The sequence below is a fragment of the Streptomyces sp. NBC_00287 genome (genome assembly GCF_036173105.1).
In the GTDB taxonomy this organism is placed as follows: Bacteria; Actinomycetota; Actinomycetes; order Streptomycetales; family Streptomycetaceae; genus Streptomyces.
The window spans coordinates 1,955,532-1,967,840 of sequence record NZ_CP108053.1; the positions used below are offsets into that span (position 1 = coordinate 1,955,532).

Here is a 12,309-nt window from a genome sequence, read left to right on the forward strand (position 1 = left end):
GTAGACACGTCCCCTTAACTCTCGGAACCTTCAGGAGCACACAGTGACCGACGCCCACACCGCAGGCCCCTTCATCGCCGCGATCGACCAGGGCACCACCTCCTCCCGCTGCATCGTCTTCGACCGCGACGGCCGTATCGTCTCCGTCGACCAGAAGGAGCACGAGCAGATCTTCCCGAAGCCGGGCTGGGTCGAGCACAACGCCAACGAGATCTGGACCAACGTCCAGGAAGTCGTCGCCGGAGCCATCCAGAAGGCCGGCATCACGAGCGACGACATCAAGGCCATCGGCATCACCAACCAGCGCGAGACCACCGTGCTGTGGGACAAGAACACCGGTGAGCCCGTCCACAACGCCCTCGTCTGGCAGGACACCCGCACCGACTCGCTCTGCAAGGAGCTCGGCCGCAATGTCGGCCAGGACCGTTTCCGCCGTGAGACGGGCCTGCCGCTCGCGTCCTACTTCTCCGGTCCGAAGGCCCGCTGGCTGCTCGACAATGTCGAGGGCCTGCGGGAGCGCGCCGAGGCCGGCGACATCCTCTTCGGCACCATGGACAGCTGGGTCATCTGGAACCTGACCGGCGGTGTCAACGGCGGCAAGCACGTCACCGACGTCACCAACGCCTCCCGCACCATGCTGATGAACCTCCACACCATGGAGTGGGACGACAAGATCGCCGAGTCCATCGGCGTCCCGCTGGCGATCCTCCCGGAGATCCGCTCCTCCGCCGAGGTCTACGGCGAGGTCACCGGCGGCAAGCTGGGCGAGCTGCTCGGCGGGATCCCGGTCGCCTCCGCGCTCGGTGACCAGCAGGCGGCCCTGTTCGGCCAGACCTGCTTCTCCGAGGGCGAGACCAAGTCCACCTACGGCACCGGCACCTTCATGGTGATGAACACCGGCGACAAGATCATCAACTCCTACGCGGGCCTGCTGACCACCGTCGGCTACAAGATCGGCGACCAGCCGACGGTCTACGCGCTGGAGGGCTCGATCGCCGTCACCGGCTCCCTGGTGCAGTGGATGCGCGACCAGATGGGCCTGATCTCCACCGCGGCCGAGATCGAGACGCTCGCGCTCTCGGTCGAGGACAACGGCGGCGCCTACTTCGTGCCGGCCTTCTCCGGCCTGTTCGCCCCGCACTGGCGCTCCGACGCCCGCGGTGTGATCGCCGGTCTGACCCGGTACGTCACCAAGGCGCACCTCGCCCGTGCCGTCCTGGAGGCCACCGCCTGGCAGACGCGTGAGATCGCCGACGCCATGGTCAAGGACTCGGGCGACGAGCTCGTGACCCTCAAGGTCGACGGCGGTATGACCTCCAACAACCTGCTGATGCAGACGCTCTCGGACGTCCTGGACGCACCGGTGGTGCGCCCGATGGTCGCCGAGACCACCTGCCTCGGCGCCGCCTACGCCGCCGGCCTCGCCGTCGGCTTCTGGTCCAGCACCGACGAACTGCGCGCCAACTGGCGCCGGGCCGCCGAGTGGACCCCCCACATGGACGCGGAGACCCGCGACCGCGAGTACAAGAACTGGCTCAAGGCCGTCGACCGGACCATGGGCTGGATCGACGACGACGAAAGCTGAACCGGAGCCCGCGGGGAGCTCGGCAGCGGGCTCCCCGGCGAGCTCTGCCGCACGCTCTGATGAGGAGTAAGAACCAGAAATGACCAGTCAGTCCACCCTGCAGTCCGTGCCTGCCCTCGGGACGCGCCCGGCCTCCGGCTCGAACCCGAGCCGCGCCGAGACCCGGGAGCAGCTCTCCAAGGCGTCGTACGACCTTCTCGTGATCGGCGGCGGCATCCTGGGCATCTCCACCGCCTGGCACGCCGCGCAGTCCGGCCTCAGGGTGGCACTGGTCGACGCCGGCGACTTCGCCGGCGCCACCTCCTCCGCCTCCTCCAAGCTTCTCCACGGCGGTCTGCGCTATCTGCAGACCGGCGCGGTGAAGCTGGTGGCGGAGAACCACTTCGAGCGCCGTGCGGTCTCCCGCCAGGTGGCCCCCCACCTGGCGAACCCGCTCACCTTCTACCTCCCCGTGTACAAGGGCGGGCCGCACGGCGCGGCGAAGCTCGGCGCGGGCGTCTTCGCCTACTCCGCGCTCTCCGCGTTCGGTGACGGCGTCGGCCACCTCCTGTCCCCCGCCAAGGCGGCGCAGGACGTGCCCGAGCTGCGCACCGACAACCTCAAGGCCGTGGCCGTGTACGGCGACGACCAGATGAACGACGCCCGGATGGCGCTGATGACGGTCCGCGCGGCCGTCGAGTCGGGCGCGGTCGTCCTCAACCACGCCGAGGTCACCGGCCTGCGCTTCACCCAGGGCCGGGTGACGGGCGCGGATCTCAAGGACCGTACGACCGGCGACGAGTTCGGGGTGAACGCCCGTCTGGTGCTGAACGCCACCGGTCCCTGGGTGGACCACCTGCGCAAGATGGAGGACCCCAATGCCGCGCCGTCGATCCGCCTGTCGAAGGGCGCGCATCTGGTCCTGAAGCGGACCTCTCCCTGGAAGGCCGCGCTCGCCACCCCGATCGACAAGTACCGCATCACCTTCGCCCTGCCGTGGGAGGACATGCTCCTGCTCGGCACCACGGACGAGGAGTTCGAGGGCGACCCGGCGGATGTGTCCGTCACCGAGAAGGACATAGCCCAGATCCTGGACGAGGCCGCGTTCTCCATCCGCGACCAGCAGCTGTCCCGGGATCTGATCACATACTCCTTCGCGGGTCTGCGGGTGCTGCCGGGCGGTCCCGGTGACACCGCGAAGGCCAAGCGCGAGACCGTCGTCACCGAGGGCCGTGCCGGCATGCTGTCGGTCGCGGGCGGCAAGTGGACGACCTTCCGGCACATCGGCCGTACGATCATGAAGAAGCTGGAGGCGCTGCCGGGCCACCCGCTGGGCGACGACTTCGAGCCGATCAGCTCGCTGCCGAAGAAGCTCCCGCTGCCCGGAGTCGCCAACCCGCGCGCGGTGGCGCACCGCCTCCTGGTGGACCGTCCGGCGCCGGGCCCGCGCATGGGCGCCGACACCGCCAAGCACCTGGCCACGCACTACGGTTCGCTGGCCTTCGACATCGCGCGGCTGGCCAACGACAACCCCGAGCTCGCCGAGCGCGTCCACCCCGACGCCCCGGAGATCTGGGCCCAGGTCGTCTACGCCCGCGACACCGAGTGGGCCGAGACGACGGACGACGTCCTGCGCCGCCGTACAACGCTGACGATCCGGGGCCTGGCCACGGACGACGTGCGGGCGAAGGTGCAGGACCTGCTCGACAAGAAGTAAGCCGCACAAAGAGGGAGGGGGCGGCTCCCCGCCGACGGAGCCGCCCCCTCTCGCATGCCCGCATAATGTGCTGAGACATCGGATGTCTGAGCGCACTGGAGGCCGGTATGGCAGTCACCGACGAGGCGATCGAGAAGATCAAGGGCATGATCGTCTCCGGTGCGCTGCGCCCCGGCGACCGGCTCCCCAAGGAGAGCGAACTCGCCGCCGAGCTGGGCCTGTCCCGCAACTCCCTGCGCGAGGCGGTACGCGCCCTGTCGCTGATCCGGATCCTGGACGTACGGCAGGGCGACGGCACCTATGTGACCAGCCTCGATCCCCAACTGCTGCTGGAGGCCATGAGCTTCGTCGTCGACTTCCACCGCGACGACACCGTGCTGGAGTTCCTGGCCGTACGGCGCATCCTGGAGCCGGCGGCCACGGCGATGGCGGCGGCGCAGATCAGCGAGCGGCAACTGGACGAGCTGGCCGAACAGTTGGACAAGCTCGGCCCGTCACCCTCGGTGGAGGAACTCGTCGCCTGCGATCTGGAGTTCCATCGGGCGATCGTGCGGACCTCCGGCAACTCGGTGCTGTGCTCACTGCTGGACGGGCTGTCGGGACCCACCACCCGGGCCCGGATCTGGCGAGGGCTGACCCAGGAGGACGCGGTCAGCCGCACCCTGCACGAGCACCGCGCGATCCTCGGCGCCCTGCGCGACCGGGACGCGGAGGCGGCCCGCTCATGGGCGACGGTGCACATCGCAAGCGTGGAGCAGTGGCTGCGCTCCACGCTGTGAGGAGCACCGGACGGGGGGTGTTCCCGGGTGGCGATCGGGGCAGTGATCCGTTCACTCCCCCGTGCAAGGGGGCTGCGGGCGCCCCCGTCGCACGCCGTAAGGTTGGGTCGTCAGGCGAGGGCACGTCGGAAGGAGGCACTGGGTGATCGAGCTCGAGGGGGTTCCCGAGCTGATCGACCCGGTCATGGTGGCCGCGTTCGAGGGCTGGAACGATGCCGGCGACGCCGCCTCCACCGCGGTCGCGCATCTCGACAGGGAGTGGAAGGGCGAGGTCTTCGCGGCGCTGGACGCCGAGGACTACTACGACTTCCAGGTCAACCGCCCCACGGTATGGATGGACGCGGGCGTACGGAAGATCACCTGGCCCACGACAAGGTTGTCGGTGGTCCGGGTCGGCGGCGACAAGCCGCGTGATCTCGTGCTCGTCCGGGGTATCGAGCCGTCCATGCGCTGGCGCTCGTTCTGCAACGAGTTGCTGGGCTTCGCGCATGAATTGGGCGTGGAGCTGGTGGTCATCCTGGGCGCCCTGCTCGGCGACACCCCGCACACACGTCCGGTCCCGATCTCCGGGACCACGTCGGACCCGGATCTGGCCCGTCGTATGGATCTCGAGGAGACCAAGTACGAGGGCCCGACGGGCATCGTCGGTGTCCTTCAGGAGGCGTGCACGCACGCGGGCGTGCCGGCCGTCAGCCTCTGGGCGGCAGTACCGCACTATGTGTCGCAGCCGCCCAACCCGAAGGCGACGCTGGCCCTGCTGAACCGGCTTGAGGATCTGATCGACGTGCGCATCCCGCTGGGCGAGCTCCCCGAGGACGCGCGGGCCTGGCAGGTGGGCGTGGACCAGCTGGCCGCCGAGGACAGCGAGGTCGCCGAGTATGTGCAGTCGCTGGAGGAGGCCCGGGACACCGCGGAGCTTCCCGAGGCGTCGGGCGAGGCGATTGCCCGCGAGTTCGAGCGGTATCTGCGGCGCCGGGACGGCGGCCCGTCGGCCGGCGGACACGCGACCGAGAGCGGTGACGGCACCTATCTGCGGGACAACCCCAGCGGTCGCACCCGCCCGCCGAAGCCGCCCAAGACGGGTCCCGAGGACGACGAGTCGTCGGAGGACTGAGGCCGTGAGTGAGGGCGGTGCGCCGGTGCGCACCGCCCTCGGCCGTCACTTCGGCACGGAGATCACGGCGTACGTCGTCTCGGGCGTCGGCGTCGTGGTGAACCGCGCGTTGGGCAGGTAGAGCCGCCCCTTGTAGGCGGCCACCGTCGTCGGCACGTCGAAGGCGGGGTCGGTGATCCGGCGCCGGAAGACACCGCTGCGTCCGTCGGCGGCCAGCGTGAAGACGTCGATGGCGTTCTGCCGGTTCTGTACGACGTACAGCGTCCGCCCGATCAGCAGCAGCCCGTCGCCGTTGGTGAGCGGTGCCGCGTCGCCGAGGTCGACGAGTTCGGTGACGCCGGTGCGCGGGTTGACCCGGTGCAGGGCGCCGACCCCGGACTGCACCACGAGCAGCGCCGAGCCGTCCGGGGTGCGGGTGATGCCGTTGGCGTTGACGACCTCGCCGGGCACCTGGCTCCACGCGCCGCCGAGGGTGATCCGTACGACCTCGTCCGCGCCCGGCAGTTCACCGTGCCGGCCGAGCGGGAGGGCGTACAGGGCGGGCTGGTAGGAGTCGGTGAACCAGGCCGCGCGCGGGGTCAGGAACACGTCGTTGGCGAAGGTGGGGGTGGTGGTGGAAAGGACGTACGAGGCAAGGATCTCGCCGCTGCGGGCGTCCACGACGCGGGCGCCCTGGCCGCGTCCGGCGATGAACAGGCGTCCCCGGTCGTCGAGTTTGAGCCCGACCGAGGGCGTGCCGGGTCCGGCCGAGACGATGGAGCCCGATCCGGTGCGCAGATCGGCGCGGTAGATGGAGCCGTCGCCGAGGGAGCCGAGGTAGGCGTACGGTCCGCCGCCGATCGTGATGCCCTCCGGACGGAAGCCGTTCGGCAGGGGGATGACGGTGGGCCCGGCGGCGGCCCGGGCGGGCGCGCCGACGAGCGCGGCACCGGTCGCCACCGCGCCGACGGTCAGCAGTCTGCGGCGGGTGAGGTGATGTGCGAAGGAACCGTGAGTGGGAGCCACGGGGAGCCCTTCCGCGAGGGGGACCGGCAGTTGGCCGGTCCAGCGGTCAACTACCGCTCCACCCCATCACATGCGCCGCGTCCCCCACAGCGTCCGCCAGATGTTCGACAGCGTCTCGACAGCATCTGGCCGGATTACGGCGTGACACCTGTTTCAGGCCGGATTGCACAGGTTTCCCAATTCAACTTGTTTTCAAACCGAGTTGACGAAAATGCTCTGGACGTGCCGCCGTCGGAGTGCTTGGTTGTCCCACGAAGGCGACACCCGCGCGGACCGAAGGGAGCGGTACCCGATGACCGAGCAGGTACAGCCGGAACAGGGCCCGGGAACGTCCGGACCGGGACCCGACGGAGCGGGATTCACCTATCGAGGAGCGGAGCAGGAACTGATCGTCGTCGCCCGCCCGGAGGCCCGGCTGCGGGCTGCCCAGGCCGAGGGCGTACGGTCGGCGGCGGGCGCCGATGTGTCGGCGCTGAACATGTTCCTCGACGACGAACAGCTCGCCCTGGAACCGCTGTTCGGCAGCGAGGAGCGGCTCGCGGACGCCGAGAACGACCTCGCGCTGTTCTACCGGGTGCGCGGTGGCGAGAGCCGCGCGGCGGAGCTGCGGTCGCGGATCGCGGCGCTGCCGGGCGTGGACACGGCGTATGTGAAACCGGGCGCCGTGCCCGCGACCTTGCAGAGCGAGGAGAACCGGCGTCTGAAGGAGGGCGCGACCGTCACCCCCGATTTCAGCAGCCGCCAGGGCTACTTGCGGCCCGGGCCCGAGGGGATCGACGCCCACTGGGCCTGGCAGCGGCCCGGCGGGACGGGTCAGGGCGTGACGGTGATCGATGTGGAGGGCGCCTGGCAGCTGGGCCACGAGGACCTGGCCGCGAAGCTCGCCGGGGTGGTCGTCGGCACCCCGGTCGACGATCTCGCCTGGCGCAACCACGGCACCGCCGTGATCGGCGTGATCGGCGGCGACCAGGGCCAGTACGGCGTCCAGGGCGCCGTACCCGACACGGTGACCGCCGCCGCATCCTTCCAGGGGCTCGGCACCGCGGCCGCGATCCACGCGGCGGCGGAACGGCTCGGTCCCGGTGACATCGTGCTGGTCGAACTGCACCGTCCTGGACCGCGGTTCGAGTACGCCGAGCGCGACGACCAGCGCGGCTACATCCCGCTGGAATGGTGGCCGGACGACTTCGCGGCCGTCCGTCACGCCACCGCCAAGGGCGTGCTCGTGGTCGCCGCCGCCGGAAACGGCGCCGAGTCGCTCGACGACGCGGTCTACGAGCGCCGCCCGGACGAGTTCCCGCAGGGGTGGCGCAACCCGTTCAACCCGTCCAACCAGTCCTCCGGTGCCGTCCTGGTCGGCGCGGGCGCTCCGCCGCCCGGCACGCACGGCCGGGACCACGGCCCGGACCGGTCGAGGCTGGCGTTCTCCAACTACGGCTCACGCGTGGACGCGCAGGGCTGGGGGCGCGAGGTCACGACCACCGGCGGCTTCTGGGACCGGCCCGGCGATCTGCAGGGCGGGCCCGAGGAGATCGCCTGGTACACCGACACGTTCTCGGGGACCTCCGCCGCCTCGCCGGTGGTGGTCGGCGCGCTGGCCGCGCTGCAGGGCATGCTCAAGGCGGCCGGCCAGAGCCCGATGGCCCCCGAACGTGCCCGCGCGGTGCTGCGCGCGAGCGGTTCGCCGCAGCAGGACGCGCCGGGCCGGCCGGCCTCGCAGCGGATCGGCAGCCGGCCCGACATCAAGGCGGCGGCCACACATCTGCTGCCGCACGCGGTCGGCACCGGCCAGGCCGAACGGTACTGGGACGAACTGCTGCCGTATCCGCGTGAACTCCCGCCGAGGCTCCGGCTGTTCGTGGCCGGCGGCTGGCGGAACCTGAACCGTCCGTCCCCCGAGATCCGCCAGGCGGTGCACACCGCCTTCGCGGGGGGACGGCCCGACGTCCGGGTGTGGTTCTCGGACGACGAGATCGTCGGCCTGGTGATCACCGGCTGACGGAAAACCCATATGAGCAAACCCATACGAGCAAGGGAAGGTGACACCCGCATGAGCACCACCCCGCAGATGGGTCAACAGCAGTACCCGAGCACGTCTCCCTACCAGCAACAGCCGTACCAGCAGCAGAACTTCGGCCAGCAGCCGTTCGGCGGTACCGGCATGGGCGGCGGGACGCTGGAGCAGCTCCAGCAACTCGGCCAGCAGCAGCCGTACCAGCAGCTGCTGCAGCAGATGACGCCTCAGCAGGACCAGCAGGCCCAGCAGGCGCAACAGGCCGAGCAGCAGGTGCAGCAGCAGCTGCAGCAGGTCGCGCTGGCCGCCGTACAACAGCTGGTCCAGCACGTTCAGGCGCAGGCGCTCGCCTCCGGCGCGGCGAACGGCTTCATCGACTTCATCCACCCGCTCCAGGGGCAGCCGCACCAGATCTTCCTGCGCATCAACAACCAGTTCCGGGTCCTCAACAACCCGAACCCGCAGATCCACCAGCAGATCCAGCAGGCCTTCGCGTTCGGCCACCAGGTCGTCGGCATCTGGGACACCCAGTCGCCGAACGTGCTGCGCAGCGTCAGGATCCAGCGCCTTTGACGGGCGGCTGACGTGACCGAGGGCGCTTCCCCTGTACGGAGGAAGCGCCCTCTCCCGTGCTTACAGGGCCACGCCCAGCAGCGCGTCCACGGCACGCGATACGACGCCGGGGGCGCCCTCGTCCGTGCCGCCCCGCTCCTCCTGGAGCGCCGCCCAGCGGTCGACCGCGGCGAGCGCGGCCGGGGCGTCCAGGTCGTTCGCGAGGGCCTCGCGGATCTCCTCGACGAGCGCGTCGGCAGGGGGGCCGTCGGGCCGGGACACGGCCGCGCGCCAGCGGCCGAGGCGGGCGACGGCGTCCTCGAGCACCTGGTCGGTCCACTCCCAGTCGGCCCGGTAGTGGTGGGCGAGGAGCGCCAGCCGGATGGCGGCCGGGTCGACGCCGTCCCGGCGCAGCGTGGAGACGAAGACCAGGTTGCCCTTGGACTTGGACATCTTCTCGCCGTGCAGGGCGACCATTCCGGCGTGGACGTAGGCCTTGGCCATGGGGAACTCGCCGGTCAGCGCCTGGGCGTGCGAGGCGCCCATCTCGTGGTGCGGGAAGGCGAGGTCGGAGCCGCCGCCCTGGACGTCGAAGCCCATGCCGAGGTGGTCGAGGGCGATGGCCACGCACTCGATGTGCCAGCCGGGGCGGCCCCGGCCGAGCGAGGCGCCGTCCCAGCTCGGCTCGCCCTCGCGGGCGGCCATCCACAGCATCGGGTCGAGCGGGTTCTTCTTGCCCGGACGGTCCGGGTCGCCGCCGCGCTCGGCGGACAGCAGCCGCATCGCGGCCGCGTCGAGGCCCGAGACCTTGCCGAAGTTCGGGTCGGCCTCGACGGAGAAGTAGATGTCGCCCTCGAGTTCGTAGGCGGCGCCCGCGTCCCGCAGCCGCTCGACGAGCGGCACGATGCCGGGTATCGCCTCGACGGCGCCTATGTAGTGCCGCGGGGGCAGCATCCGCAGGGCGGTCATGTCCTCGCGGAAGAGGGCGGTCTCCTTCTCGGCGAGGGCCACCCAGTCGAGGCCGTCGCGCTCGGCCCGCTCCAGCAGCGGGTCGTCGACGTCGGTGACGTTCTGGACGTAGTGGACCTGCCGCTTGGTGTCGAGCCACACGCGCTGCACGAGGTCGAACGCGTTGTAGGTCGCCGCGTGTCCCAGGTGGGTCGCGTCGTACGGGGTGATGCCGCAGACGTAGATACGGGCGACGGGACCGGTCTCGAGGGTGACGAGTCCACCGGTCGCGGTGTCGTGGATCCGGAGGTCGCGGCCCTTGCCGGGCAGGGCGGGGACCTCAGAAGCGGGCCAGGCATACATGTCATGAGCGTAACCGGACCGTCGTTCCATATACGAACCGGACCGGGCCGGATGGCCGGTAAGGCGTTCTTGCGTGCCGCCACCGCTTGCTATACCGGCGGCCACGGGATCGTGGGCCACTCCCCGCTCGGCTCGGGGTGGATGCCCGCGGTGAGCATCGCCTCGACACGCGCGCGTGTGGCGTCGATCTCCGCCGCGGTGATCAGGGAGGCGAGCGTGGACCGCAGCGTCCCGTCCGGCTCCAGGGCCTCCCTCAGGCCCTTCAGCACCTCGACGGCCTCGCCGGTCAGGGCCTCGCCCGCCCAGCCCCACAGCAGGGTGCGCAGCTTGTTCTCGACGTTGAACGTGACGCCGTGGTCGATCCCGAAGAGCCTCTCCTCGGCGGCGGGCAGCAGATGGCCGCCCTTGCGGTCGGCGTTGTTGATCACGGCGTCCAGGACGGCGAGCCGCCGCAGCCGCTCGTCGTCGGCGTGCACCAGCAGGGCCGTCCGCCCCTCACCGACCTCGGCGAAGGCGATGGCCTTCCAGCCCGGCTCCGGCTCCTCCCGGTCCACCAGCGCGAGCAGCTCGGCGCCGGGCACGACGTCGATCCACAGCTGGCACATGCCCTCGCCGTAGGGCCCGTCGCGCAGCACGGTGGGCGGTACGAGCCCCCAGCCGGTCGCCTCGGAGACCGCGTACGCGGCGACCTCGCGCTCGGCGAGGGTGCCGTCGGGGAAGTCCCACAGCGGGCGCTCCCCGGCGATCGGCTTGTAGATGCAGGACGCCTCCTGGCCCGCGTACGCCACCGTGCAGAACAGGGCCGCGTTGGAGGCCTCACGGATGCGGCCGCGGACGGTCAGCTCACCCTCGGTGAGCAGATCCAGCGGGGTCACGCTCCGCGGCGGTATCCGTTCTGGCGCGGACATACGTGTCCCTCCGGGTCCAGGGGCAGGCTGCACAGCGGGCACGGCGGCCGCCCGGCGTTGACGACGTCCAGGGCGCGCTTGGCGAAGGCCCGGGCCTGCGCGCCGGTGAGCCGGACCCGCAGCATCGGGGGGCCGTTCTCCTCGTCCTGCAGCAGCCGCTCCTCGGCCTCGGCGAGGTCCTCCTCGGAGTCCGCCTCCAGCTCGACCAGCGCCTGCGCCTCGACGATCATGCGCTGCTCCTCGCCGTCCCAGGCGAGGGCCATGGTGCCGACCCGGAACTCCTCCTCGATCGGGGTGTCGAGGGGGGCGGTGTCGGCGACCTCGGTGGGCGCCATGGCGGGCACCGCGGCGCTGCCGCCGCTGCGCCGTACGACCTCGTCGAGCAGTTCGTCCATGCGCTCGGCGAGCGCTGCCACCTGTGTCTTCTCCAGGGCCACGCTGGTCACCCGGGAGCCGGCGGAGGCCTGGAGGAAGAACGTACGGCGTCCGGGCAGTCCGACCGTGCCGGCCACGAAACGCTCCGGCGGGTCGTAGAGGAACACCTGACGGGACACGTCCTGTCTCCATGGGAATCGTGATCGGACTCGTGATCGGCGCCGCTACCGCGACCGCTTCACCCTACTGCGCCCGACGATCACGGTGCGCCCGCACCGCCCCCGACAGGGGCGTCTGCGGCCGGCGGTTCCGCGCGCGGCGCCAGGGACGCGAAGTCACCGGTGTCACCGAGGCGGAGGAGAAACGGCCTGAGCCGGGTGTAACGGATCGCGGTGATGGAACACGGTTCGACAGCGATCCGCTGGAAGAGGTCGAGATGAAGTCCGAGTGCGTCCGCGACGAGGGACTTGATGATGTCGCCGTGCGAGCACATCAAATACACGGCGTCGGCGCCGTGATCGCGCTCCACGCGCGCGTTCCACTCGCGTACGGCCTCGGCGGCGCGCGTCTGCATCGACCGCATCGACTCACCGCCCGGGAAGGCTGCCGCCGACGGGTGTGCCTGGACGACCTCCATCAGCGGCTCGTCCTTGAGCTCGGCGAGCTTGCGGCCGGACCAGTCGCCGTAGTGGCACTCCCCGATCCGCTCGTCGGTGTGCGCGCGCAGTCCGGGCCGGGCGTCGAGGAGGGGCCGGATCGTCTCCTCGCAGCGCTGCAGCGGGCTGGTGACGACCTCGGAGATCGGCAGCTCGGCGAGGCGTGCGGGCAGGGCGGCGGCCTGCGCGGCGCCGCGTTCGTCGAGGGCGACGCCCGGCGTCCAGCCGGCGAGCAGCCCTTCGGTGTTGGCGGTGGAACGTCCGTGCCGGACCAGGATCAGCGTGGGCATGGGCCCCAGGGTAGGCGCACCGCG

At 71.0% G+C, this 12,309-nt stretch carries 11 protein-coding genes; 6 read left to right on the top strand and 5 right to left on the bottom strand.

What is annotated here, in order from left to right; translation table 11 throughout:
* Positions 1–43: 43 nt before the first annotated feature.
* From glpK to OHT76_RS08920, 4 genes are all read left to right on the top strand, one after another.
* A complete protein-coding gene (gene glpK, locus OHT76_RS08905) occupies positions 44–1,585 on the top strand; it encodes a glycerol kinase GlpK (protein ID WP_328870208.1) in 1,542 nt (513 codons plus the stop codon).
* Between the two features lie 79 nt (positions 1,586–1,664).
* On the top strand, positions 1,665–3,281 hold the full coding sequence (locus OHT76_RS08910) for a glycerol-3-phosphate dehydrogenase/oxidase (RefSeq protein ID WP_328870209.1): 1,617 nt from the start codon (positions 1,665–1,667) through the stop codon (positions 3,279–3,281).
* Between the two features lie 107 nt (positions 3,282–3,388).
* Positions 3,389–4,060, top strand: coding sequence for a FadR/GntR family transcriptional regulator (locus OHT76_RS08915; RefSeq protein ID WP_328870210.1), 672 nt, complete (start codon positions 3,389–3,391; stop codon positions 4,058–4,060).
* A 142-nt stretch (positions 4,061–4,202) separates the two neighbouring features.
* Entirely contained in the window at positions 4,203–5,174 is a 972-nt protein-coding gene (locus OHT76_RS08920) for a PAC2 family protein (RefSeq protein WP_328870211.1), read from the top strand.
* A 45-nt stretch (positions 5,175–5,219) separates the two neighbouring features.
* Here OHT76_RS08920 and OHT76_RS08925 read toward each other — a convergent pair whose 3' ends face one another.
* Entirely contained in the window at positions 5,220–6,179 is a 960-nt protein-coding gene (locus OHT76_RS08925; RefSeq protein ID WP_328870212.1) for an SMP-30/gluconolactonase/LRE family protein, read from the bottom strand.
* Positions 6,180–6,471: 292 nt separating this feature from the next.
* Between OHT76_RS08925 and OHT76_RS08930 the strand changes: the two genes are divergently transcribed.
* The gene (locus tag OHT76_RS08930) at positions 6,472–8,178 is read left to right on the top strand and encodes a S8 family peptidase (RefSeq protein ID WP_328870213.1); all 1,707 of its coding nucleotides are present in this window, start codon (positions 6,472–6,474) and stop codon (positions 8,176–8,178) included.
* Positions 8,179–8,229: 51 nt separating this feature from the next.
* A complete protein-coding gene (locus OHT76_RS08935) occupies positions 8,230–8,766 on the top strand; it encodes a hypothetical protein (protein ID WP_328870214.1) in 537 nt (178 codons plus the stop codon).
* Between the two features lie 60 nt (positions 8,767–8,826).
* Here the strand turns inward: OHT76_RS08935 and mshC are convergent, their stop codons facing one another.
* The 4 genes from mshC to OHT76_RS08955 form a co-directional block, all read right to left on the bottom strand.
* Positions 8,827–10,056, bottom strand: a complete 1,230-nt coding sequence (mshC, locus tag OHT76_RS08940; protein WP_328870215.1) for a cysteine--1-D-myo-inosityl 2-amino-2-deoxy-alpha-D-glucopyranoside ligase — start codon at positions 10,054–10,056, stop codon at positions 8,827–8,829.
* Positions 10,057–10,145: 89 nt separating this feature from the next.
* The gene (locus OHT76_RS08945) at positions 10,146–10,964 is read right to left on the bottom strand and encodes an SCO1664 family protein (RefSeq protein WP_328870216.1); all 819 of its coding nucleotides are present in this window, start codon (positions 10,962–10,964) and stop codon (positions 10,146–10,148) included.
* Positions 10,928–11,518, bottom strand: a complete 591-nt coding sequence (locus OHT76_RS08950; RefSeq protein ID WP_186283288.1) for a DUF3090 domain-containing protein — start codon at positions 11,516–11,518, stop codon at positions 10,928–10,930. Before OHT76_RS08950 ends, OHT76_RS08945 begins: the two co-directional genes overlap by 37 nt.
* Before the next feature lie 80 nt (positions 11,519–11,598).
* Complete coding sequence (locus OHT76_RS08955) at positions 11,599–12,285, bottom strand: histidine phosphatase family protein (protein ID WP_328870217.1); 687 nt, start codon at positions 12,283–12,285, stop codon at positions 11,599–11,601.
* Positions 12,286–12,309: the final 24 nt, after the last annotated feature.